This window comes from Mesorhizobium sp. P2_B11, from assembly GCF_056404855.1.
On sequence record NZ_JBFUDF010000002.1, the window covers coordinates 652,390 to 675,461 of the forward strand.

At 63.5% G+C, this 23,072-nt stretch carries 27 protein-coding genes and 1 pseudogene; 9 read left to right on the top strand and 19 right to left on the bottom strand.

Annotated features, from left to right (window positions below):
- The first annotated feature begins 5 nt into the window (after positions 1-5).
- From rpmF to AC1DYJ_RS07540, 3 genes are all read left to right on the top strand, one after another.
- Entirely contained in the window at positions 6-188 is a 183-nt protein-coding gene (gene rpmF / locus AC1DYJ_RS07530) for a 50S ribosomal protein L32 (RefSeq protein WP_008834724.1), read from the top strand.
- Between the two features lie 212 nt (positions 189-400).
- A complete protein-coding gene (locus AC1DYJ_RS07535) occupies positions 401-1,348 on the top strand; it encodes an agmatinase (RefSeq protein ID WP_477283784.1) in 948 nt (315 codons plus the stop codon).
- A 162-nt stretch (positions 1,349-1,510) separates the two neighbouring features.
- Positions 1,511-1,912 (top strand): hypothetical protein, encoded by a 402-nt coding sequence (locus AC1DYJ_RS07540; RefSeq protein WP_477283782.1) that lies wholly within the window; start codon positions 1,511-1,513, stop codon positions 1,910-1,912.
- Positions 1,913-1,924: 12 nt separating this feature from the next.
- Here AC1DYJ_RS07540 and AC1DYJ_RS07545 read toward each other — a convergent pair whose 3' ends face one another.
- The 3 genes from AC1DYJ_RS07545 to AC1DYJ_RS07555 form a co-directional block, all read right to left on the bottom strand.
- The gene (locus AC1DYJ_RS07545; RefSeq protein ID WP_477283780.1) at positions 1,925-2,356 is read right to left on the bottom strand and encodes a GlcG/HbpS family heme-binding protein; all 432 of its coding nucleotides are present in this window, start codon (positions 2,354-2,356) and stop codon (positions 1,925-1,927) included.
- A gap of 176 nt (positions 2,357-2,532) precedes the next feature.
- Positions 2,533-2,772 (bottom strand): hypothetical protein, encoded by a 240-nt coding sequence (locus AC1DYJ_RS07550; protein WP_477283778.1) that lies wholly within the window; start codon positions 2,770-2,772, stop codon positions 2,533-2,535.
- A gap of 79 nt (positions 2,773-2,851) precedes the next feature.
- Positions 2,852-3,379, bottom strand: a complete 528-nt coding sequence (locus tag AC1DYJ_RS07555; protein WP_477283776.1) for a winged helix-turn-helix transcriptional regulator — start codon at positions 3,377-3,379, stop codon at positions 2,852-2,854.
- 102 nt (positions 3,380-3,481) lie between these two features.
- Between AC1DYJ_RS07555 and AC1DYJ_RS07560 the strand changes: the two genes are divergently transcribed.
- Both AC1DYJ_RS07560 and AC1DYJ_RS07565 read left to right on the top strand, forming a co-directional pair.
- Positions 3,482-4,315: an alpha/beta fold hydrolase gene (locus AC1DYJ_RS07560; RefSeq protein WP_477283774.1), complete on the top strand. Its 834-nt coding sequence runs from the start codon at positions 3,482-3,484 to the stop codon at positions 4,313-4,315.
- Between the two features lie 92 nt (positions 4,316-4,407).
- Entirely contained in the window at positions 4,408-5,064 is a 657-nt protein-coding gene (locus AC1DYJ_RS07565; protein WP_477283772.1) for a glutathione S-transferase family protein, read from the top strand.
- Between the two features lie 18 nt (positions 5,065-5,082).
- Here AC1DYJ_RS07565 and AC1DYJ_RS07570 read toward each other — a convergent pair whose 3' ends face one another.
- From AC1DYJ_RS07570 to AC1DYJ_RS07585, 4 genes and pseudogenes are all read right to left on the bottom strand, one after another.
- Complete coding sequence (locus tag AC1DYJ_RS07570) at positions 5,083-5,472, bottom strand: hypothetical protein (protein WP_477283770.1); 390 nt, start codon at positions 5,470-5,472, stop codon at positions 5,083-5,085.
- A gap of 66 nt (positions 5,473-5,538) precedes the next feature.
- Positions 5,539-5,802 carry an ArsR/SmtB family transcription factor gene (locus AC1DYJ_RS07575; RefSeq protein ID WP_477283768.1) on the bottom strand — a complete coding sequence of 88 codons (264 nt, stop codon included), beginning with the start codon at positions 5,800-5,802 and terminating at the stop codon, positions 5,539-5,541.
- 32 nt (positions 5,803-5,834) lie between these two features.
- Positions 5,835-7,100 (bottom strand): annotated as a pseudogene (locus tag AC1DYJ_RS07580) (MFS transporter); the annotation flags it as partial.
- Between the two features lie 96 nt (positions 7,101-7,196).
- Positions 7,197-7,391 carry a DUF1192 domain-containing protein gene (locus AC1DYJ_RS07585; protein WP_477283766.1) on the bottom strand — a complete coding sequence of 65 codons (195 nt, stop codon included), beginning with the start codon at positions 7,389-7,391 and terminating at the stop codon, positions 7,197-7,199.
- A gap of 147 nt (positions 7,392-7,538) precedes the next feature.
- On the opposite strand from AC1DYJ_RS07585, the gene AC1DYJ_RS07590 reads away from it, so the two are divergent.
- From AC1DYJ_RS07590 to AC1DYJ_RS07600, 3 genes are all read left to right on the top strand, one after another.
- Positions 7,539-8,549, top strand: coding sequence for an NAD(P)H-quinone oxidoreductase (locus AC1DYJ_RS07590; RefSeq protein ID WP_477283764.1), 1,011 nt, complete (start codon positions 7,539-7,541; stop codon positions 8,547-8,549).
- A 298-nt stretch (positions 8,550-8,847) separates the two neighbouring features.
- Positions 8,848-8,988 carry a DUF1127 domain-containing protein gene (locus AC1DYJ_RS07595; protein WP_112393407.1) on the top strand — a complete coding sequence of 47 codons (141 nt, stop codon included), beginning with the start codon at positions 8,848-8,850 and terminating at the stop codon, positions 8,986-8,988.
- A 329-nt stretch (positions 8,989-9,317) separates the two neighbouring features.
- The gene (locus tag AC1DYJ_RS07600) at positions 9,318-10,013 is read left to right on the top strand and encodes a DUF1013 domain-containing protein (protein ID WP_454573094.1); all 696 of its coding nucleotides are present in this window, start codon (positions 9,318-9,320) and stop codon (positions 10,011-10,013) included.
- A gap of 56 nt (positions 10,014-10,069) precedes the next feature.
- On the opposite strand, the gene AC1DYJ_RS07605 is transcribed toward AC1DYJ_RS07600, so the two are convergent.
- From AC1DYJ_RS07605 to AC1DYJ_RS07615, 3 genes are all read right to left on the bottom strand, one after another.
- Positions 10,070-10,789, bottom strand: a complete 720-nt coding sequence (locus tag AC1DYJ_RS07605; protein ID WP_477283761.1) for a helix-turn-helix transcriptional regulator — start codon at positions 10,787-10,789, stop codon at positions 10,070-10,072.
- 66 nt (positions 10,790-10,855) lie between these two features.
- Complete coding sequence (locus AC1DYJ_RS07610; RefSeq protein ID WP_477283759.1) at positions 10,856-11,266, bottom strand: hypothetical protein; 411 nt, start codon at positions 11,264-11,266, stop codon at positions 10,856-10,858.
- Between the two features lie 183 nt (positions 11,267-11,449).
- Positions 11,450-11,620 carry a hypothetical protein gene (locus tag AC1DYJ_RS07615; protein WP_477283758.1) on the bottom strand — a complete coding sequence of 57 codons (171 nt, stop codon included), beginning with the start codon at positions 11,618-11,620 and terminating at the stop codon, positions 11,450-11,452.
- 203 nt (positions 11,621-11,823) lie between these two features.
- Here AC1DYJ_RS07615 and AC1DYJ_RS07620 point away from each other — a divergent pair, with 203 nt between their 5' ends.
- The gene (locus AC1DYJ_RS07620) at positions 11,824-11,985 is read left to right on the top strand and encodes a hypothetical protein (protein ID WP_142869984.1); all 162 of its coding nucleotides are present in this window, start codon (positions 11,824-11,826) and stop codon (positions 11,983-11,985) included.
- A gap of 61 nt (positions 11,986-12,046) precedes the next feature.
- On the opposite strand, the gene AC1DYJ_RS07625 is transcribed toward AC1DYJ_RS07620, so the two are convergent.
- From AC1DYJ_RS07625 to gap, 9 genes are all read right to left on the bottom strand, one after another.
- Complete coding sequence (locus tag AC1DYJ_RS07625; RefSeq protein WP_477283756.1) at positions 12,047-13,681, bottom strand: Dyp-type peroxidase; 1,635 nt, start codon at positions 13,679-13,681, stop codon at positions 12,047-12,049.
- The gene (locus tag AC1DYJ_RS07630; RefSeq protein ID WP_477283754.1) at positions 13,678-14,535 is read right to left on the bottom strand and encodes a hypothetical protein; all 858 of its coding nucleotides are present in this window, start codon (positions 14,533-14,535) and stop codon (positions 13,678-13,680) included. Before AC1DYJ_RS07630 ends, AC1DYJ_RS07625 begins: the two co-directional genes overlap by 4 nt.
- A gap of 156 nt (positions 14,536-14,691) precedes the next feature.
- Positions 14,692-15,366, bottom strand: coding sequence for a hypothetical protein (locus tag AC1DYJ_RS07635; RefSeq protein ID WP_477283752.1), 675 nt, complete (start codon positions 15,364-15,366; stop codon positions 14,692-14,694).
- A gap of 215 nt (positions 15,367-15,581) precedes the next feature.
- Positions 15,582-16,295 (bottom strand): SGNH/GDSL hydrolase family protein, encoded by a 714-nt coding sequence (locus AC1DYJ_RS07640; RefSeq protein ID WP_477283750.1) that lies wholly within the window; start codon positions 16,293-16,295, stop codon positions 15,582-15,584.
- Between the two features lie 144 nt (positions 16,296-16,439).
- Positions 16,440-17,180 carry a DUF899 domain-containing protein gene (locus AC1DYJ_RS07645; RefSeq protein WP_477283748.1) on the bottom strand — a complete coding sequence of 247 codons (741 nt, stop codon included), beginning with the start codon at positions 17,178-17,180 and terminating at the stop codon, positions 16,440-16,442.
- Positions 17,181-17,358: 178 nt separating this feature from the next.
- Complete coding sequence (locus tag AC1DYJ_RS07650; protein WP_477283746.1) at positions 17,359-18,384, bottom strand: class I fructose-bisphosphate aldolase; 1,026 nt, start codon at positions 18,382-18,384, stop codon at positions 17,359-17,361.
- A gap of 128 nt (positions 18,385-18,512) precedes the next feature.
- Positions 18,513-19,709, bottom strand: coding sequence for a phosphoglycerate kinase (locus AC1DYJ_RS07655; protein ID WP_477283744.1), 1,197 nt, complete (start codon positions 19,707-19,709; stop codon positions 18,513-18,515).
- 124 nt (positions 19,710-19,833) lie between these two features.
- Positions 19,834-21,711, bottom strand: coding sequence for a potassium/proton antiporter (locus AC1DYJ_RS07660; protein ID WP_477283742.1), 1,878 nt, complete (start codon positions 21,709-21,711; stop codon positions 19,834-19,836).
- Between the two features lie 195 nt (positions 21,712-21,906).
- The gene (gap, locus tag AC1DYJ_RS07665; protein WP_477283740.1) at positions 21,907-22,917 is read right to left on the bottom strand and encodes a type I glyceraldehyde-3-phosphate dehydrogenase; all 1,011 of its coding nucleotides are present in this window, start codon (positions 22,915-22,917) and stop codon (positions 21,907-21,909) included.
- Between the last annotated feature and the right edge of the window lie 155 nt (positions 22,918-23,072).

The window sequence follows — 23,072 nt, forward strand, 5'->3', positions numbered from 1 at the left end:
TATCCATGGCCGTTCCGAAACGAAAAACCTCTCCGTCCAAGCGCGGCATGCGCCGCTCGGCCGACGCTCTCAAGGCCCCGACCTATGTCGAGGACAAGAATTCCGGCGAAATGCGCCGCCCGCACCACATCGACCTGAAGACCGGCATGTATCGCGGCCGCCAGGTTCTGACGCCCAAGGAAAGCTGAGCCCAGCTTTTTCGACGGTTTGACATAGCGAAGGACCGGCCAATGGCCGGTCTTTTTGCGTTTGGCGGCCTACTGGCGTCAAGCTGAGCGCCTTCTATGCCAAAGACCGGGGCGTCCGTGGCGATACTCGCTACAACGGCAGTGCTGTATTGGGTCCGCATGCCTTGTCGTGGCGCTTCCGCGAGACGACCGACCGGCTTTGGAGGACAAGTATGGCCAAGCTCACCACCGCACCGCGTGATGTCTTCCAGACCTTCATGAATTTCCCGCTGGTCGAGGATCTCGATGCGCTGAAGGCCGATGTCGCCATCATCGGCATGCCTTACGGCACCCCCTACACGATCGACGAGCTGGTCAACGACCAGACCAACGCGCCGACCGCAGTGCGGCGCGCCTCGCAACGCATCAGCCTGGGGCTCGACCGCTATGATTTCGACATTGGCGGAACCCTGTTCGACGGGCAGGACGTCAGGGTGGTCGATGTCGGCGATGTCCCCGGCGATGCCGCGGGCGGGCACTACGGGCGGGCCGAGGCGGCGATCCGCAAGATCCGCGCCGCCGGTGCCTTGCCGATCACCATTGGCGGCGATCACGGCATTCCGATCCCGATCTTCCGGGCGCTTGACGGCGAAGGGCCGATCACCCTGGTGCAGATCGATGCCCATCTCGACTGGCGCGACAATGTCAACGGCGTCAGGGAAGGCTATTCCAGCCCCATCCGCCGCGCCTCGGAGATGGCGCATATCGCCGAGATTTTCCAGCTCGGCATCCGTGGTCAGGGCAGCGCCCGCGTCGAGGAGGTGGAGGCGGCCCGCGCCTATGGCTCCAACATCGTCACCGCCAATGAATGGCAGGATATCGGCACGGCGGCGCTGCTGGAGCGCATCCCGGCCGGTGGCCGCTACTACCTCACCATCGACGCCGACGGCCTCGATCCCGCGGTAATGCCGGCGGTCGAGGGACCGGCGCCTGGCGGCATCAGCTACCGGCAGACGATCGAGCTGATAAAGGGACTGTTCGCCAAGGGGCGCGTCGTCGGCATGGACATCGTCGAGATCGCGCCGGCGCGCGACGTCAACGAGATCACATCGATGACCGCCGGCCTTTTCATCCTCAATGCCATCGGCGCTGCGGTGCGCACCGGGCAGTTCAGGCGTTGAGCCGGGTGACACGGTTGTTGCACCCGGTCTTCGACCGTGTTCACGGCTGTTAGCGAAAAATCTTGACGGCGTGCCTGCGGAGCATTCTACAGAAGGTGCCCCCATCGTTTACGCAGTTCCGGAGCGCTCACGCTTTCCCGGAATTGCCAGAGGAGACGCCTGATGTTCGGTGCCATCCCGCTGCTGATCGTGCCCTTCGTGGCCTACAATCTCGGACTCCTCGGAATATTCGGCAGCGGCGACGACCCCTGGGCGACCGAGATCTTCTCGTTCCATATGATGTCGGGCGGGGTGTTTTCGATGACGCTCGGCGACCTGATGGTGCTGATCGGGCTGATCTTCCTGTTCCTCGAAATGGTGAAGTCGGTGCGCACCACCAATGCCTCGATCATGGACCACCTGTTGTCGACACTGGTCTTCGTGGCGTTCCTGGTCGAGTTCCTGCTGGTGAAGGGCGCGGCGCACTCCGTCTTCTTCACACTGATGGTGATCGCCCTGTTCGACGTGCTGGCCGGTTTCTCGGTGTCGATGCGGTCGGCCAGCCGGGATATCAACCTCAACTAGCCGAAGGGTCGGTCAGCCCGGATCGGCCGTGAAGCCTGCGGCTTCGATGCCGGCGATGGCGGCGGCCTCGTCATTGTCCGACGTGTCGCCCGAAATGCCGACGGCGCCGATGACCGTGCCGGCCTTATCGCGGATCAAGACGCCGCCGACGACCGGCAGGACGCGTCCGCCCGAGACGTCGGAAATGCCGGCGACGAGATGTGGGCGCTCCTTCGCGAAAGCCTCGACGCGGCGCGAGCCCATGCCGACGGCAAGCGCGCCATAGGCCTTGCCGGCCGACATTTGCGGGCGCAGGAACGAGGCGCCGTCCTGGCGCTGGAAGGCGACGAGGTGAGCCCCGGCATCGAGCACGGAGACGCCGAGCGGCTTGAGCTTCAGCTCGGCGCCCTTGGCGAAAGCGGCGTCGATGATGTGCTTGGCCTTTTCGAGGGTCAGTGCGGTCATGGCGGTCTCCTGTTCAAAACACGTCGATCATCGACCTGACACGCGAGATGCGAAATCCCGGTTGCGGTTGAAATTGCTTCGCGTGGGAAAGCGGAATGGCAGGTTGCTATAGCGGCGTGCCGTTGACCGGCATCCGGCCGCCAGCCGCTCCAGTCAGCCATCGACTATTGGGGCCGTCAGGCGATTTTCTTCTTGGCCCGGGTCGGCTTCTTGACCGGGGCGGCAGGGGCGTTGGCGAGGTCTTCGGCTTCCTTGGCAAGGCGCAATGCCCTGAGCTTGTTGGTCTTGGCCTGGCGGGCGTCTGCCTCGGCGACATACTCCGCCATCGCCTTTTGCCGCACCGTGGCTGCTTCTTCCTGCTTCTTGAAACGCATATCTGCCCGGGCGCGGGCAGTATCCTTAGAGTTCTCAACCAAGAGCGTTATCCAATCCCATAAATTATGTTTTTCGGCCCCTTGATAGCAGAGCCGCCCCATAAATGGGAAAATAAGTTGGTCAGGAGGCCGGGGCCTGGCCGGCGCTGGACGCCTTGCGAGCCACCGCCGCCTCATACCCGGCCTGCAATGTGGCGCGAACTGAAGGCCGCCCCGGCCCGGTGGCAGGCGCGCCCAGATGCTCATGGCGCAGCTCGTCCATGAACTGCTCCCACAGTGGCGGCCCGCCCTTCTCCAGAAGCTCGGCGCGAACCGAAAGCTCTTCGCTGGCCGGCAGCCAGACGCGGCCCCAGGCGCCGAGATGAGCCATGATCGGCACCAGGGTGATCGCCATCTCGGTCAGGCTGTAGATCGCCTTCTGCTTGTGCGAGGGGTCGTCGGCCTTGGTCAGCATGCCAAGTTCCATCAGCCGCTTCAGCCGGTCGGCCAGGATGTTGGAAGCGATGCCCTCGATCGAGCGATTCAGCAGTTCGCGAAAATGGCGTTTGCCGCCAAAAATCATGTCGCGCAGGATGATCAGGCTCCAGCGGTCGCCAAACACTTCCAGCGACAGATTGATCGGGCATCCCGAGCGGTGTTCGGTTTTCATCCGACTCTCCCCAAAAAACCAGTTGCATTATCGTATCAGTTTTATTATCGTGCAACCGATTGCAAAACGCAATCAGATTGAAGCATAAGCGAGGACATTCCCATGACAAAGGCCGCTGCACCCGAAATCGTCTCCCAGACGTTTGGCGATCCCGGGAATCCAGCCATGCTGCTGATCATGGGCTCCATGGCCTCGATGCTGTGGTGGCCGGAGGTGCTTTGCAAGAAACTCGCCGGCGAAGGCCGCTTCGTGATCCGCTTCGACAACCGCGATACCGGCCTTTCGACCAAATATGCGGCGGGCGAGCCGCCCTATACATTCGATGACATGGCGGACGATGCCGTCGGCGTCCTCGACAGCTACGGCATCGGCAAGGCGCATGTGGTCGGGATGTCAATGGGCGGCATGATCGCGCAACGGCTGACCTTGAAACATCCCTCGCGTGTCATCTCGCTGACGGTGATCAGCAGTTCGCCGGTGGGCATCGACACATCGCATCTACCGGGGACGACCGAGGCCTATATGGAGCACTCGGCCGACGGCGCAAAAGTCGACTGGTCGGACCGCGAACAGGTGGTCGGCTTTGTCGTCAAGGACGCGCACGCCATCGCAAGCACCGCGCATCCGTTCGACGCGAAGGCGATGAGGGCCTTCATTGAACGAGACTATGACCGGTCCGGCGGCTTTTTGAGCGCGACCAACCATTTCATGCTGAAAGGCGGCGAGGATCTGAAAGGGCGCCTGCACGAGATCGAGGCGCCGCTGCTCGTCATCCATGGGACATCGGATCCGATCTTTCCGGTCGAACATGGCGCAGCCCTTGCCGATGCTGTAGCCGGGGCACGGCTTGTCCGCATCGAAGGCGGTGGCCACGAACTGCATCCCCAAGATTGGGACACGATTGCCGCCGCCATCGTCGCCCATACCAAGCCCTGACAGAGGCTTGACAGGCTCCCCTGCGGAAAAGCCAGGTGACATTTCGGTGTTGTCAGGCAGTGTCAACGAATTCGAAAACAAGCGAGCAAAGCATGTCCCTGACGTTCCATTTTCATCCGCTGGCATCGTTCTGCTGGAAGCCGCTGATTGCGTTCTATGAAAACGACACGCCCTTCACGCCGATCATCGTCGATCTCGGCGACGCGCAGTCGCGCGCGGCGTTCCTGAAGGTGTCGCCGACTGGCAAGATGCCGGCGCTGCGCGATGACGCGCGAAACCGCACGGTGCTGGAATCGACCATCGTCATCGAATATCTGGCCGCGCATTATCCGGGGCCGGTCGAGCTCATACCGGCCGAGGTTGACCTCGCTCTTCAGGTCCGCCAGGCCGACCGTTTCTACGATTTCTATGTGCAGGCGCCGATGCAGAAGATCGTCGGCGACAGGTTGCGGCCGCAGGACAAGACCGATCCGTTCGGGGTCGAGGAGGCGCGCGCGCAACTGCGCAACGCCTATGCGATTGTGGAAGAGGAGATGCGCTTGAAAATCTGGGCGGCCGGACACACTTTCACCATGGCCGACTGTGCGGCCTCGCCGGCGCTGTTCTATGCCAACAAGGTCGAGCCGTTCGGCGACAAATATCCGGCCGTGAAACGCTATCACGACCGCCTGCTCAAGCGGCCCTCTTTCGCCAGGGTGATCGAGGAGGCGCAGCCCTATTTCAAGTTCTTCCCCTACAACAACGGCTGATCGCGATGCTGCGCCGAGTTATGGCGCTATCAGCTTCTCGCGTCCTTCCGGCTCCACCATCTTGAGCCGGGTTTCGGCGCCGTCGGCGTCCAGGATGACGTAGCTCAAATCATCGCCGCCGACGAAACTCAATCCGGCGCTGGCGGTCGAGGCAGCGATCTTGACCGAGGGCTGGCCGTTTGGCGTGATCAGCCGAAACAGCACGGTCTCGGCCTCGCCCGCCGCCGCCGGCAGGATGGAAATGCTGGAGCGCAGGCGGCCCTCGCCATCGACGATCTCAAGCCCGCTGCCGCGCAAGATGCCGACGGCGTCCTGCGCTTTGGCCGGAAGAATCTGCATCAAAGCGGTTGCTGCAAACAGCACCAGATTAGCCGCAGTCACGGCACCAAGTATCACTTCGCGTCGCATCGGCTGGTCCTCCTGTCATGAAACCAGGGGAGCTAGGACCGGCTGTATTTTCCGCGTCGCGCCGGCCTATGCTTCCCAGAACTGATCAAGCCAAATATTGAGCCTGAGGAAGCCGGCATTGCTGACCGTATAGACCCGCCGCGTGCCTTCGGCCTTGGCGTGGACCAGGCCGGCGTCGAGCAATACTTTCAAGTGCTGGGAAACGGCCGGGCGTGAGACTGGCAGGCCGGCGGCCAGCTCGTTGACGGTTTTCGGGCCGCGCCGGAGCTCTTCTAAGAGATAGCGCCGGTTGGGATCGGCAATCGCCATGAAGGCGTCTGAAAAGATCATGCCTGTATTTGTGAGGCAAAGCTTTTCGAATCTCAACCGTCGACTTCAGCTTTTCTTCTGGGGTCCAGCCGCAATGCTTCAGGGGTGACCGAGCGGTCGGCCGGCTGGGTCTTGAAGGCATCGCGGTCTTCGATCGGCACCGGCGCGCGGCGACTGATGCGCAGCAGCGTGTAGGCGGCGAGGCTCAGATGCGCCAGCGCGGTGGCCAGGAACAGCCCTTCGGGGCGGAGCCAACCCATCAAAGCGGCGGCCAGCAAGGGCCCGATCATGGTGCCGAAGCCGTACAGAAGCAGCAGGCCGCCCGAGACCTTGACGAAGTCCTCCGACCGCGCGTGGTCGTTGGCATGCGCCACGGCGATCGAATAGAGCGTGTAGGCGAAGGCGCCGTAAGCGGCGGTCAAGACGATGACAAAGACAGCCGAGCGCGGTTCGAACAGGAAAATCAGGATCGCAACCAACGCCCCGCCGAATGCGGCGCCGGCCAGCACGAAACGGCGGTCGGTCTTGTCGGAGAGGCGGCCGGCCGGAAGCTGCATGGCCGCGCCGGCAACGACGACAAGGCTCATCATCAGTGCGATCTCGGCCGTGGAAATGCCGATGCGGGCGCCGTAGACCGCACCCAGCGTGCCCCAGGCGCCATTGGCGATGCCGACCAGCAGGCAAGCGATCGCCGACACCGGTGAGTTGGCATAAAGCCCTTTGACGTCGAGCTTGACGTCCTGCAACGGTTTGGGAGACGAAGCCGACGACACGGCGGTCGGGATCAGCGACAGGCAGAACAAGATGCCGGTGATCATGAACAGCGATGCCGATCTGACGTCGCCGCCGGCAACGATCATCTGGCCTCCCATGATCGAGGCATAGGTGACCATCATATAGAGGCCGAAAACGGTGCCGCGGTTCTCATTGGTGGCCTTCTCGTTCAGCCAGCTTTCGATGACCATGAAGGCGCCGGCCATGGTGAAGCCGGTGAAGGCGCGCAGCAGGATCCAGACATATTCGTCGATGATCAGACCGGTGAGCAAAGCGACGATGGCGCCCGACGCGGCAAAGGCGCCGAAGGCCCTGACGTGGCCGGCGCGGCGTACCAGGCGCGGTGCGAAGAAGCAGCCGGTGACGAAGCCGCCGGCCCAGGCCGTGCCCATCAGGCCGAGCGACGCGGTTGAAAATCCTTCGAGCTGGCCACGCAGCGGCAGCAGCAGGCCGTGCAACCCCGATGCCGCAAGCAGGAAAGCGGTGCCGCGAAGCAGCGAGAGGATCGGTCTGTAGCTTGCAAACATGTTTTGATCCGGCTCGAGGGGCTTGTCAGTTCTGAAAACGGGGGCAGCTTTGAAGACAGGCGCATTCGGGCTTTTCGGCGGCGAATGCTTCGGCGCTGAAAACTAGCGCAAAAACTAGCCGCGGCGAAACAGGGCTTCGGCCGCCGATTTGGTGCTGCCCTTGGCCTGGAGTTCGGCTTCCAGCCGGGCAATCTCGTCGCGCAATATGCCGATCCGCTCGGTCAGGTCACCGACCGAAAGCAGCGACAGATCCTGTCCGATCTCATGCGGCCGGGCTTTCTTTTTGGGTTCGTCGTCGAAGATCGCCATCGTCGCTCCTCCCTGATCAGTATTGGCCTGATTTCAGCATTTGCCTGATCCGGCAATCAGCATACATAGGGCAGGGGTGCTGATGCAAACAGTCGGCAAGAAACTGGCAGCCGGCGACAGACCGGCAAGATCGAGACGGGAAATTTCATGGCGAGCGGACACAAAATTCCGGCCAGGATGACGGCCATCGCAATTTCGCAGCCCGGTGGGCCGCGGGTGCTGAAACCGGAAACGCGCGACGTGCCGGTGCCCGGCCCCGGCGAAATCCTGATCCGGGTGCGTGCCGCCGGCGTCAACCGGCCCGACGTGCAGCAGCGCAAGGGCGCCTATCCGCCACCGCCCGGCGCGTCCGACCTGCCGGGCCTCGAGGCATCGGGCGAAGTGGCGGCCCTTGGCGACGAGATATCGCGCTGGCGCATCGGCGACCGGGTCTGCGCGCTCACCCCCGGTGGCGGCTATGCCGAATATGTCAAGGTTCATGCCGGCAGCGTGCTGCCGCTGCCCGCCGGCTTCACCCATACGGAAGCCGCCGCCGTGCCGGAGAACTATTTCACCGTCTGGCACAACGTGTTCGAGCGCGGCGGCCTGAAGAAAGGCGAGACGCTGCTCGTCCATGGCGGCTCGTCCGGCATCGGCACCACGGCGATCCAGCTGGGCTCGGCCTTCGGCGCCACTGTCATCGCCACCGCCGGTTCGAAGGAAAAGTGCGACGCCTGCCTGAAGCTTGGCGCCGACCGGGCGATCAACTACCGCGAGGAGGATTTCGTCACCGCGGTCAAGGATGCCACCGGCGGCAAGGGCGCCGACGTCATCCTCGACATGGTCGGCGGCGACTATGTCGCGCGCAACTACGAGGCGGCGGCGGTCGAGGGCCGGATCGTCCAGATCGCCGTCCAGGCCGGTGCGGTGGCGAGCGCCGACTTTTCAAAAATCATGGTCAAGCGGCTGACCCATACCGGCTCGACTCTGCGGCCACGCACGGTCGAGTTCAAGGCAGCGATCGCCGCGTCGCTGGAAGCGCAGGTGTGGCCGCTGCTCGGCACCCGCAAGGTGTCACCGGTCATGGACATGATCTTCCCGCTGACTGATGCCTGGCGCGCGCATGAGCGCATGGAAGAGGGCGAGCATATCGGCAAGATCGTTCTCGACGTCGGCTAGGGCATATCGAGGGTTCAGGTGAGGCCGGTCTGCAAATGATGGCGTCCTGCGCTTCCGGTGCTCACGTACGAAAAGTACGCTCCGCTCCGGTTCTCGGACGCCACCATTTTCGACTCGGCCTGACCTGAATCTCGACACGCCCTGGGCGTGTGTCGCCTGCCGGCAAGATGAACAGAACCTTAATTGTGCAATGCAGCATTTGCATTGCGGCTATGCAAAGACGTCTGTTCAATTCGTGGGCAGCACTGCCTATCTAAGCGTCATCGAAACGAATTGATCCACCAAATGGAGGAATACCATGAACCCGATCCGCGCTTTCCGTAACTGGCGTATGTACAACGAGACCGTGCGCGAGCTGAACAAGCTCAACGCCCGTCAGCTCAACGACCTCGGCATCAGCCGTGGCGATATCGAGCGGATCGCCCGCAAGGCGATCTAACTCGAAGCATGGTCGGCCGCTAAGGCTTGACCACGCGGCAGAAGCAAGAGCCGCCGCAGACGGTTTCCCGTCGCCGGTTCCGAGCCCGCTGGACCTTGTCCGGCGGGTTTTGTCGTTTTGGACCGCCTTTTACCGACTCCGCATCAGCGATCGCCGAGGCTGAGGCCTTTTCCGACCTCCACGCGGTCTCGCGCCCGGCGGCTGCGCCCTCCTGCCAAAAACATTGCGAAACGGCAGCGGAGCGGTTATACAGGCCGCGAATTTCCCATTTTGGTGGCTCTAAACCACCGCCCGCGCGGGAACGCGGGCGAACGAGAAGGATTTTTGAAATGGCCAATACGCTGCTGATGCCCAAGGCGACCGCCGTCTGGCTGGTCGACAACACCGCGCTCTCCTTCGAGCAGATCGCGCAGTTCTGCGGGCTGCATCCGCTCGAGGTCAAGGCGATCGCCGACGGCGAATCGGCGCAAGGCATCAAGGGCATGGACCCGATCATGACCGGACAGCTGACCCGCGACGAGATCGCGCGCGCCGAGAAGGATCCGAACCAGCGCCTGAAGCTGTCCGATCCGAAGGTGCGGGTGCCGGAATCCAAGCGCAAAGGTCCGCGCTACACGCCGCTGTCGAAGCGCCAGGACCGGCCCAATGCCATCCTGTGGCTGGTGCGCAACCATCCGGAATTGAAGGACGCGCAGATTTCGCGCCTCGTCGGCACCACCAAGTCGACGATCGAGCAGATCCGCGAGCGCAAGCACTGGAACTCGGCCAATCTGCAGCCGATGGATCCGGTGACGCTGGGTCTCGCCTCGCAGATCGACCTCGACATGGAAGTCAACCGCGCCTCGCGCGGCCGCGAACAGGCGCAGCCTGTCGGCGATACGCTGCTGCCGGCGGCCCTGACCGAGCGCCTGGTGCCGGCGCCGGAGAAGCCGAAGGACGAGGATGCCGAGCTCGACGCCAATGCCGTGTTCGCCAAGCTGTCGGCGCTCAAGTCCAAGAAAGAAGATTCCGACGACGAGGAATAAGGTCTGCGACAGACCAATAAAAAAGCCCGCTTCGAGCGGGCTTTTTTATTGCGATCTCAGCTTCGCGCCGCCCGGTCCGGCGTCATGCCGTAATCCTCCGAACGTTCGACCGCGCGGTAGAAATCGGCGAGCTGCTTGCCGCGCTCCGGCTTGAAGATGCGGCCGGCGATGACCACCGAGGCGATGCGGTCGATGCGGAAGGCGCGGAAATCTTCGCGCATCTCGCACCAGGCGATCAGCGTCCACACCTTGCCCCAGAACCACAGGCCGAGCGGGCGGATATCGCGCCCGGTGCTGCGGCCGGCCTCGTCGCGATAGTCGATGGTCAGCACCTGGCGCTTCTCGACGGCGCGCTCGATCAGGTCGATCGCCTCACGGGCAGCATCGCTCACCACCCACATGGGCGTATGGATCTCGGTGCGGGCGATGCGGTCCTTTTCGGCGTCGGGCAGCACGGCGCCGATCTTGACCAGCGCCTCGTCGGCGGCCCGCGCCATGGCAGCACCGCCAAAGGCGCGCACCATCCGGGCGCCGGCAACCAGCGCCACGATCTCGTCACGGGTGAACATCAGCGGCGGAAGGTCGAAACCCTCCCTCATCATGTAGCCAACGCCCGCCTCGCCGTCGATCGGCACCCCGGTCGACTGCAAATCGGCAATATCGCGGTAGATGGTTCGTTCGGAAACCTCGAGCCAGGTGCCAAGCTTCTGGGCGGTGACCAATCTGCCACCGCGCAGATGCTGCACGATCTGGAAGAGCCTGTCGGCACGGCGCATCGTATGGTCCCTCGGCTGCGTTTCTATGAATGTCGTGGTCCCTGAACCGGGCCCGGGCGACATCCATTATGGTTTCAATCCTTCGCGCTTACGCTGCGCGGCGACGAATTCCGCGCCGAAGGACAGTTTCTTCGTCGTCGGCGCGTTGGTGTCGAGCACGCGCCAGAACGGTGCGATATCGCTCAACGTCATGCCGCGTTCGAGATCCTCGTTGGCGGCTTCTGCAACAGTGCGCAGATGATAGCCGATGGTGACCGGACATGTCACTTGCGCCCCGTGCTCGATGGCGAGCGCCGTGCGCAAGGCGCGGACGTCCATCTCGACGCCTTTGGGTATGGAGCGGATGAAATCATCGACCTGACGGGCCGTCGGCACCAGCATCGGCTGGCCCTCGACGACGTCGCCCATCGTGCGCGGCGTCGGTTTCACGCCATTGATGCCTGGCGTGTTCAGCCTGTCGTTCCAGCTCTTCACCATTCATGTCTCCTGACACGTTTATGGCATGGCGCTCCTGACAGCATTCTGTCAGGAGCCTTCAGCATTGTGCGTGGCGACCGTCGAAAGGTGTTCCGCCAGTCACGAGGCATCGCTGCCCAAGGTTCATGTCAATGATCTGGGCGTGGCAGGGGCCGTATCCAAGCATTGCCATGAAAAAAAGCCTCAGATCTCACGCATGCGGCGGTGACCTTCATACATATCGGGCCAGCCAATGTCCTTGCGGATGTCTGCCGGCAAGGAGTTCATGAAGCGCTGGGTACGGACTTCATTGCGCATCGTGCGGATCTTGCCGACATAGTGCTGTACGCTGTTCAAAATACCGAAGCTGTTCATGACCGTCTCCTCTTCTCTGATGGAGACACTATCGCACACCCCTCCTGACAGCAGTCTGTCAGGAGCCTGTCAGGTCGCTGAAGAAAGCTGCGAGGTGCTTTGCGAGCGGCCCGGAACCGAGCCGATTGTCAGGAATGGCCGGATTGGCAAAGACCATGCAAGAAGCGCTTTGACAGCCGTCCGCGATGCTGGTCAAAGGCTGCATGTCGAAACTGCTCGCCCTTGTCATCATCGGCATGATGGCCATTCAGCTGATCAAGCCGCTCGGTTGGCCGGGCTTGAGGCGGCGCGGCGATTTCTGGAAGCTGGCGCTGCTTGCCATGGCCGCCATCGCGCTGGCCGGCGCGCTGGGGCACTGGACATAGAGCGCATCTCTCGCCTCTTTCGCCAGCGGTTCCGGGCGCTTCTGCCCTCAGCCGGTCGCGATCAGGTCGGGTCGACCGTTCCCATGGCGATCATGCGAATTGCGGTGAGGCTGGGGACGAAGAAGTAATCGCCACCGCGCGTCGTCACGAATTCAGGCAGGTTCGCCGCGATGAAGGGTGTGGCATTGGCCGGCCCGGCCGGAATGACGTGCTTGCTGGATTCTGCGCGGTTGCCGGTCAATGGGCAGGTGTCATTGCCGGCTTCGAAATCCAGGCCGTAGCTCATCCATTGTTGCTGGATGAATTCGAACTGCCGGAAAATGCTCGAACAGATCGCCATCATGATGACGCCCCGTTCGCCGTCGGGATCGGCATAGGGCAGCCCGCGGCGCAGGATGCGGCGGCGGTTGGTGAGCGTGCTTGCCCCATGCGTGTCGCTCAGCAGCGGGTCGAGCATGTCGCGCGGATTGGCGCGGCGAATGTGGGCGCCGAACGGGCATTTGGCGCCGTCGGGATCATCGCCGTAACGGAAGCCGGTGAGCAGCCGGGCAAAGGCGGCGAGCCGTTCCTGGTGCTTGGCGTCTTCGCGCGGCTTGCGCAACGCGGGATCGATGCAATCCGCCCATTCGACCATCAAACGCTGATGGTCGGCCCAGCTCGGCGCGGCCAGCAGGGGAATGCCGGACCGCCAGCGGCCGACCAGCTTGGCCGAGACGGTCTCATAGGCCTCCACGTCGTCGGCAATGCCGGTAACCTGCTTCCACAGGGCCGCCTGCCGCCGCATCTCGGCCTCGAACCCCGGCACGTCCTGGCGCAGCTTGCGCCAGACCATGAAGGTGCCGTTGCGGGCAAAACCGGGCGGCTGCGTGGCGACCGGAAATTCCTGGCCCTCGTCGACCTGACCGAGGATGAACTCGCCGGTTTCCAGCGCTTTCCAGCTGGTCTTGGGATCGTAGGGGCCCTCAGCGATCTTGCCGGCGCCGATGACGGCGCGCGCCTCTGCGTCGGCCTGAAACTGGCCGCGAAAGACCGGATCGCTGATGCCGTCGGTGAAGCCGAAGGGCTCCTTCGGCTGCGGGACCATCGTGCCGTCGGGACCGGGGTCCATCAGCGCGGCGGAATCCTGCCAAAAGCCTTGTCCGTCGGCTCCGTGCCCTGCGAGGAGAGCCACGCCGCCACTGGACTTTGCCGCGAGTTCCTGCAGCCATGTCGTCCACTGGGCAAGTTCAGGCAGCGGCGTGCCGTCGGGGTTGGCGCCGACATTGAGCGACACCCAGACATGAACCGGCCGAACGGCGCCGTCGAGATGCGAGCGCCACACCGGGTCCCACCGCTGCGGCGCGCTGCCTTCGACATCGCCGAGGATGTCGGCGCGGCAGCCCATGCCGTCGATGAACTCGTCGGGCAAAAGTCGCAGCGTACGGGTCGGCAAATCGAGCGCGCGCAGGCCGAGAAAGGTGAAGCCGATGTTGAGCGTGATCGGCGGCTTGGGCAGCAGTGTGGGTCCGGCGCCGCCAGCCTCCGACTTGCCCCATGGCTCGGCGGTGGTGATGCGCGGCCGGATGCCTTGCACGAACAGCCGGCCGGCAGCAGCGTCAGCGATGGTGAAAAACAGATGCCGGCTGTGCGGAAAGCCAAAACGGCCATAGGGGCGATGGATGTTGCCCTGGATGTCGGGAAGGTCGAGCTCGATCATCTTGCCCACTCCGCCGCCGGCGCCCGGATTTCTCCGGCCTGCTGTGTGGGTCCCGTCGGATCCTCCGGTTTTATGGCGCCGAGAAAGGCACCGAAGCGGGCGTGAAGTGCTGTGTCGTCAAGGCCCTGCGCTTCGATGGCGAAGCGGGTGAAATGCTGCTGGATGAACAGCGATTTCAGCACCGAAGGCAGGTCGGCGCCGGGTGCGGTTGGAAACGGCGTCATGCCCTGTTGGAAGACCTTGCGATACAGGCTCCAGGCCATGAGCAACGTCACGAGGACCAGCAGCGAAACCACGGCGACGCCCCATGTGGCTGCCGTCGCGATCCATTGCGCAAAAGCATTGTGAACGCCGAAGACAGCGAAGATGCCGTGCAGGAGGAGGATCGCAAGCCAGATTGCGATCGCGCCTGCCGTGGCGATGCCAACGGGCTTGAGCGCGCCGATCTCCAGCTTCTTGTCTTTGACGTCGAGGCCGTCCGGCCAGTAGTCGTTGAACGGCATCGTCGTCTCGATCTGGCAGCGTTTGATATAGGCGTGAAAATCCTCGGCCGTTTTGACACCGTCAAAGCCGACGCAATGGCCGAAAATGACCGTCAGATCGCTTTGCATCGTCGCCCACAATTGATCGGTGTAGGCGCGCAGCGCATCGCCCTTCGCCTGTGCGTCAATATCGGCCGCGAACAGCAGAAAGGGCGTGCCCAGCTGGTCGACAGACTGCGGCGCCAGCGGATTGACGCTGCGTATGGCGCCGACCAGCGCATCGCCCGAAATGCGTCCGTTGAAGGCTGGCCGTTGATGATGACGAAGCGCGCGAGATGGTTCAGCGTGTTGCGCGAGAAGGGCGACGGCCATGCATCCGGCGGCGATACCGCCGTCTGCTTTCCCGTGGCCATCAGCGCCAGCTTCTGCGCCAGCATCTGCCGGTGCGAGCGCGAACGGCCGATTTCCGGGTCGATCATCATGTCGACCCGGATGGGAGCCAGGACCGTCAGGAAATAGTGGCCGCCGTCAAGGTTTGGCATTGGCCGCCCCATGCTTCTTGTTCAGCATGTCGATGAATTCGTGCCGCGCCTTGTCGGCCTTGCGCGTCGCCACCGAGGCGATCGGGGCAAAGCCGGGCGAGGCCAGCGAATTGGCCACCTTCACAAGCGCCTGCCTGTAAGCCTGCGCGAACGCCTTCGGGTCGCCACCGGCATGAAGCCTGGCGAGCTTTAGCACTTCATTGCGCACGCGCAGCGCTGCCTTGATGTCGCGCTGCGCGGCACCCGGCGTGGCGTTGTAATAGTAGTTGGTATGGATCTGGTTGGCGCCGATATAGTCCTTGAAGCTCGAGATCGGGATCGAGTGCGGATACTTGGTGCTGGCGTACCAGAACATGTCCAGGCCGCTCGGAATGCCGTCGGCGAAGGCGTCGATATACTGGTCCCAGGTGCCGTTGAAGTTGGACAGGAACAGCATGTAGTCGTTCTGGATGGCCTGCTTGCCCTGGCCGAGATCAGGCCATTGGTCGCGCCGGATGATCACCCAACGCGCGAAATGAATGAGCTTCAGTCCAAGCAAACCCGACAGCTGCGCGGGCCCGGCGCGGGCCACCATGAAAATCAGGTGCTGGATCCAGGTCCACCGAGGCCGCATCGGCGTCAGCACATTCATGGCATATGCTTTGCCGGCAATGTTCGACATGCCACCCAACCCCCTTGCCCAATGGCAGAATGACCCAGCAGTAGTGAATCCGCAAGGCGGTGTTGAAGAAGTAACGCCTGTTTGGCGCATCCCTGTTGTTTTGACTTGAAATATTCTGCTGCCAATCCATTGGAGGCAGCCTGCAATCAACAGTATTTCGAAAATAACCGATCCAGTTCTCCGAACCGGCTAGCCTGAGCCGGTGCGCGCTCTGGTCAATCGGCGAGGACCTGCCCAAGCAGATGTTCGGCCCAGGCCCGGTAGCCTGCTTCCGAGGCATGAAAACCGTCGGAGGCAAAACCCTCTTCCGGATTGGTGATCGGCAGCCGCGGGGCGGGTACGGCGCCGCGCTCGAAACACAGGCGCTCGCCCATGCGGTTCATTGCAGTGGCGCGGATCTCGAGAATCTTGCCCAGCAGCGGCGGCATGGCCGGCGCGCGGGTGAATTCCAGCACCGGCGACCAGACGACGCGCGCCTCCGGCCATTTGGCCCGAAGTGCGTATAGCAGGCCACCGAACTCTTTCTTGAAGCGCGGCACCGAGTGGAAATTCTTGGTGTCGTTGGTGCCGATGGCGAGCACGATATGCGTCCACGGATCGGCCGACAGATTGGGCAGCACATGGTCGCGGATCTGGCCCGACGTTGCCGAGTTGAAACCGGCGGCGCGCCAGCGCACGGCGTTGCCGGTGCGCTGCGCGACCATCACGGCAAGCTGCGCGGCCAGCCCATCCTCGGAATTGCCGATGCCGACCGAAGCGGCTGAGGAATCGCCCAGCACCAGCAGCGAGATTGCCGGCGCCTTGCCCGATATCTCATGCATGACCGGCCCTTGTGCCGGCAGCATGCGGGTGGTGCGACGACGCACGCCGAGCCCCTGCCAGACATAGACAGGGTAAGCGAGCCAGGTGAGAAGGGCCGGGAAGCGCATGGCGGTACCGTTATAGATTGGCGGCAGGCTTAGCGCATGTTCGAGCTGAGGTGAACGCGCATCTCTTTGCTTGACGCAATTCCCAAGGGAAAGCGCTACGCGCTTTTCCCGGGAAAACCGCTTCACACTTTTCCTGGGATTGCTCTAGTCGCAGCAGCTGGGCTTGTCGGCCTGCCTGTCCTGATACTCGTCATGCAGCCGCACCCAGTCCATCAGGCTTTGGTAGGGGCCGGTCTCGTCGCGGCCCTTCGGCGTCATATCGAGATACTCATAGGTACCGATCTGCGCCTCGCCGCCGCGGGCGCGCGACATAAAGGTGAGGAAAATGTCGCCGTTCTCGTCCTTGTAGAACACGCTGGTGCCGGGAAGGTCCTTCGACGTGCGCGGACGCGTGTCGAAATTGTAGGTGGTGTCGCCGGCGGCGATCTGCTTGTCGGTGAAGGAGACCTGCATGTCGAAGTTGAAATCCGAGGCATAGGACGACACCCAGTCGAACTTCCAGCCCATGCGCTGCTTGTAGGGCAGCAGCTCCGCCAGCGGCGCGCGCGCGATCACCACCAATGATACGTCGTGATGCCTGAGATGCTGGTTGGCGCCGTCTATGTGGTCTGCGAGGAAAGAGCAGCCTTCGCAGCGATGATCCGACCCTGGCGTCATCATGAAGTGATAGACGATGAGCTGGCTGTTGGCGCCGAACAGGCTAGCCAGGTTCTTCGGGCCCTGCTCGGTGTCGAAGACGTAATCCTTGCGGATCTTCAGCCAGGGCAATTCACGTCGTTCGGCCGCGATGCGCTCGCGCAACCGCGTCAGCTCCTTCTCGCGCGCCAGATGCGCCTTGTGTGCCTGAAACCAGTCTTCGCGCGAAACCACCTTGTTGCGAGGCATGAATTTCTCCCTGTCTGTCACCCCAAGGACGTTTGGGATGGGCGCGAACCGACATCGCCCAGCGGTTTTTGCCGAAAGGGAGATAAGGACGGGCAGGCTCGGCCCCAAGGCCGGGCTCGGCACAAACAAAAACCCGGGCGCATCGGCCCGGGTTTGAAAGAGGAAAAGAAGATGTGGGTCAGGCGGCCTGTTCGAGGTTCGCCTTCCATTTTCCCAAGGCCGCCAGATGGTTCATGTGGGCGCGATGGGTGAAGGCGGCCTGGCCGGCGGCGACGTTCGATGCCTTGCCGCTCCAGGCCTTCTGCGGGGCGGCCTGCAGGGCGCGGCCGTAGGAGAAGGTCAGCTTCCACGGATGCGGGCCGATGGCATTGATGGCGTTGAGGTTGGCGGTCGCCTCCTCGTCCTCCTGGCCGCCGGAGAGGAAGGCGATGCCCGGCACAGCCGCGGGTACCGTCTCGCGGAACAGTTTTATGGTCATCTCGGCGACCTTTTCGGGACTGTCCACGGTGCCGGACTTCTTGCCCGACAGCACCATGTTGGGCTTCAGGATCGTGCCTTCGAGCACGACGCCGGCCGCATGGAGTTCATCATAAAGCTTGATCAGCGTCGCCTTCGAGATGGCGTAGCAGGTGTCGATGTCGTGGGCGCCGTCCATCAGCACTTCCGGCTCGACGATCGGCACGATGCCGGCTTCCTGGCAAAGTGCCGCATAGCGGGCGAGCGCGTGGGTGTTGGAGGCGATCGAATTGGCCGAGGGCACGCCCTTGCCGGTGTCGATGTCGATCACCGCGCGCCATTTGGCGAAGCGGGCGCCGAGCTTGTAGTAGTCGGCAAGGCGGTCGCGCAGGCCGTCGAGGCCTTCGGTGATGGTGTCGCCGGGAAAGCCGGCCAAAGGCTTCGCGCCGGCGTCGACCTTGATGCCGGGAATGGCGCCCGCGGCCTTGATGATGTCGACCAGCGGCGTGCCGTCGGCGGCCTTCTGGCGGATGGTCTCGTCATAGAGGATGACGCCAGAGATGTATTTCGTCATCGCGTCCTTGGCGCGAAACATCATCTCGCGGTAGTCGCGGCGGCTGTCGGCGGTCGATTCGACACCGATGACGTCGAAGCGCTTCTTGATGGTGCCGGAGCTTTCGTCGGCTGCCAGCAGGCCTTTGCCGCCGGCCACGATCGCGGCGGCAATGTCTTCGAGACGTTCGCTCATTCTTGCTTCTCCTTGGACGGTGTTGTTCCGCGCTTAACGGAAGTCTACCGCCAAAGGAATGGCATCGGAAAGCTCGAATCGATTGAAAGTCTCAGCTGCCTCCCGGGGCTCTCTCTATGTTGATCGCTTCAGTGCTTCAGCACGTCGACGCCGGGCAGCGGCTTGCCTTCCATCCATTCCAGGAAGGCGCCGCCGGCGGTCGAGACATAGGTGAAGTCGTCGGCGACGCCGGCATGGTTGAGCGCGGCCACCGTATCGCCGCCGCCGGCGACCGAGACCAGCTTTCCGGCCGTGGTGCGGGCCGCCGCATGCTTTGCTGCTGCTACCGTCGCGTGGTCGAAAGGCTCGATCTCGAAGGCGCCGAGTGGGCCGTTCCAGACCAGTGTCGCGGCGCGGTCGATCCATTCGCCGATCGCCTTCACGGTCTTTTCGCCGACGTCGAGGATCATGCCGTCGGCCGGCACGTCCGAGATGGCGACGGTTTGGCAAGCGGCGCCCGCCTTGAATTCCTTGGCGACGACGCCGTCGACCGGCAGGATGATGGCGCAGCCGGCCTCGGCGGCCTCGATCATGATCTGCTTGGCGGTCGGAGCAAGATCATGCTCGCACAGCGACTTGCCGACAGCAGTGCCGCGCGCGGCAAGGAAGGTGTTGGCCATGCCGCCGCCGATGACCAGCGCGTCGACCTTCTTCACCAGGTTCATCAACAGGTCGATCTTGGTCGAGACCTTGGCGCCGCCGACAATGGCAACGACCGGACGGACGGGATTGCCGAGCCCCTTCTCCAGCGCCTCGAGCTCGGCCTGCATGGTGCGGCCGGCATAGGCCGGCAACAGCCGCGCCAGGCCTTCGGTCGAGGAGTGGGCGCGATGGGCAGCCGAGAACGCGTCGTTGACGAAAATGTCGCCATTGGCGGCAAGCCGCTCGGTGAAATCAGGATCGTTCTTTTCCTCGGTCTTGTAGAAACGGGTGTTTTCCAACAGCAGCACATCGCCCTTGTTCATGGCAGCGACAGCGCTTCCGGCCGTGTCGCCGACGCAATCCGAGGCGAAGCCGACGGGGCGGCCAAGCACCTCTGCCGTCGCCTTGGCAATCGGCTCCAGCGAGAATTCCGGCGTGGGGCCGTCCTTCGGCCGGCCGAAATGGGCGAGCAGGATGACCTTGGCGCCCTTGCCGGACAGTTCGGCGATGGTCGGCGCGATGCGTTCGATGCGGGTGGCGTCGGTGACCTTGCCGTCGGCGACAGGCACGTTGAGGTCGACCCGCACCAGCACGCGCTTGCCGCTGATATTGCCGATATCGTCGAGTGTCTTGAAGGCGGCCATGCTGGTTCCTTTCGGTGAAAAATCGCCGGGACCATACCTTGCATCGATGACGATGCAAGGCTTGAGCCGGGGCGGCAGCGAAAATTTGAAGCTTTGATCGAAGGCAGCGCGGACGGTTGCCTTGTCAGCTCTCTGTCGTTGCCTTTTCCGGCTCCGGAGCCGGCTTCTCGTCGGCTCGCGCCTCTGCAGTCTCCACCGGCTTGCGCCAGTTGCGGATGAAGGCAGAGAGACGATCGCCCATCTCGCCGGCGCTCAAGAAAACCGGCACCCGCGCCACCGGCGCGGTCGGCTCGAAGGACAGGCCGAGCCCTGTGATCTTGCCCTTGTCGTCGACGTCGCGGACGATCAGCTCGATCGGGCCGATCAGCACCCGGTCGGCATATTCGGCATGGCCGCCGAGCCTTGCCGCCACCAGCGCGCCGACGGTCAGCTTCTGCTCGGCCTCGGTCAGGCCCGGCGTGTAGGCTGCTTCCAGTTCTCCGGCCGAGCGGGCCGGATCGACGGCGAAGGCGCCGAAGAAATCGGCATCCTCGGGGTCGACCACGGCGCGGCTGGCGAACAGCTTGTCGAGCAGGCGCGGATAGCGGTCGGGCACGAAGATATAGACCTGGTCGCCGGCGGCGAGCCGGCCCATGTCCTGGAAGCGCATCGAGCGGCCGTCGCGCAGCACCAGCGAAGGCCTGGCCCAGCGCGGGATGCGCTCGCCGCGCGCCACCGGGCTGCCGGGTGCGACGCGGTAGGCGAGAAGCTCGTGGTGGGCCGAGCCCGGCAGTTCTAGCTCGACCTTGTCCAGCGGACCCAGTCTTGCCGGTACGATCAGGCCGAGGCGGCGCGCCAGCGGGCCGACCGTCCAGCCCTGCACCACCAGCGACACCAGCACGATGATGAAGGCGACATTGAAGATGACGCGGCCGTTCTCCAGTCCGCCGAGCAGCGGGGTGATGGCAAGCAGGATGGAGACCGCGCCGCGCAGGCCGACCCAGGACACGAAAGCGACCTCGGGGCGCGGCAGGCGGAACGGGATCAGGCAGAGCCAGACGGCGACCGGGCGCGCCACAAACATCAGGAACAGGCCAAGCAGCACCGCCGGCACCAGGATCGCCGGAAATTGCGACGGCGTCGCGAACAGGCCGAGGATCAGGAACATGATGATCTGCGCCAGCCATGACATGCCGTCCTGGAAGCGTTTCAGGATGGTGACGGCGCGGATGTCGGAATTGCCGGCGATCAGCCCGGCGAGATAGACCGCCAGGAAGCCGGAGCCGCCAATGGCGCCGGCGGCGGCAAACACCATCAGCGACAAGGTCAGCACGAAGATCGGCAACAGGCCGTGGTCGAGGTTGAGCCGGTCGACGAGGCGTACGATGGCAAGGCCGCCAAGCGCGCCGACAATGGCGCCGAGGCCCATATTGAGCACGAAACCGAGGACCAGATTGGTGACCAGCACATGGGTCTCAGGATTGGCATGGGCGGCGATGACCTCGACCAGGGTGATGGTCAGAAAGATGGCGATCGGGTCGTTGGTGCCGGATTCGACTTCCAGGGTCGCACGCACGCGCTCGCGCAGATTGATCTCGCCGGCGCGCAGCAGGAAGAACACCGCGGCCGCGTCGGTCGAGGCGACGGCGGCCCCCAGCAGGAACGATTCCAGCCAGCTGAGGTCGAGCAGATAATAGGCGGCGGCGCCGAACAGGCCGGTGGTCAGGATCACGCCGAAGGTCGCCAGCGACAATGCCGGCCCGGCCGCCTGGCGCAGCGCGTTGAGCGGCGTGCCGAAACCCGAATCGAACAGGATGACCGCCAGCGCCAGTGAGCCGGCAAAATATGCCACGCGCGCATTGTCGAATTCGATGCCGAGGCCGTCAGTGCCGGTGGCGAGGCCGATGCAGAGGAACAAGAGCAGCAGCGGGGCGCCGAAGCGGAAGGCGATCAGGCTCGAAAACGCGGCGGCGACGACGAGCGCTGTGCCGACCAGCGTGACGAGATAGATCGCATGCTCCATCCGTGACTTGCCCCTCGAATTCCTCTTTCTCCCGATTTACGGGAGAGTGGGGCGAAGGCATGGCCAGTGCAAGGCGGGAGGGTGGTTTTTTGCCCTATGCCGCTGATTTTCTAACGATAGGGACGTTCCTGTCCCGGCAAATGAAAACGCCCGGGCAAAGCCGGGCGTTTGAAGCTGTCAGACGTGGGTCTGCGATCAGGCGATGGTCTTGCCGAAGGCGACCGCGGTGTCGCCCATGCGGTTCGAGAAACCCCACTCATTGTCGTACCAGGACAGCACCGAAACGAAGTTGCCGTCCATGACCTTGGTCTGGTCGAGCGCCAGGATCGAGGAGCGCGGATCATGGTTGAAGTCGATCGAGACATTCGGGTGATGGGTGACGCCGAGAATGCCCTTGAGCTTGCCGTTGGAGGCAGCGATCACGGCTTCGTTGACCTCCTGCACGGTGGTGGCGCGCTTGGCGATGAACTTGAAGTCGACGACCGAGACGTTCGGGGTCGGCACGCGGATCGAGATGCCGTCGAGCTTGCCCTTGAGGTCGGGCAGAACAAGGCCGATCGCCTTGGCGGCGCCGGTCGAGGTCGGGATCTGCGAGAGCGCTGCGGCGCGGGCGCGGTAGAGATCCTTGTGCATGGTGTCCAGCGTCGGCTGGTCGCCCGTGTAGGAGTGGATCGTCGTCATCATGCCTTTTTCGATGCCGACGGTCTCGTGCAGCACGGCGGCCAGCGGCGCCAGGCAGTTGGTGGTGCAGGACGCATTCGAGATGACGATGTGGTCCTTGGTCAGCTTGTCGTGGTTGATGCCGTAGACGACGGTGAGGTCAGCGCCCTCAGCCGGCGCCGAGACCAGCACGCGCTTGGCGCCGGCGGTCAGGTGTGCTGCGGCCTTGTCGCGGGCGGTGAAGATGCCGGTGCATTCGAGCGCGATGTCGACGCCCAGTTCCTTCCACGGCAGCTGCGCCGGGTCCTTGATGGCGGTAACCTTGAACTTTTCCTTGCCGACGGTGATCTGGTCGCCATCGACGCTCACTTCATGCGGGAAGCGGCCGTGCACGCTGTCATAGCGCAGCAGGTGGGCGTTGGTCTCGACCGGGCCGAGATCGTTGACGGCGACGACGTCGATATCCTTGCGGCCGGATTCATGGATGGCGCGCAGGATGTTGCGGCCGATGCGGCCAAATCCGTTGATGGCAACTCTGACGGTCATTTTACTCTCCCTGGGAGCTCGAAAGGCGGCAGATGGGTCCGCAGCTTCATAGCTGCGGATGGGACAAGAATCCAGCCGCAGAAAGCTGAATTTAAATCGATTAGGTTGGTCCAGTCCCGCGAAACCGCCTTGAGCGGTTCGCGAGGCTGGGCAGT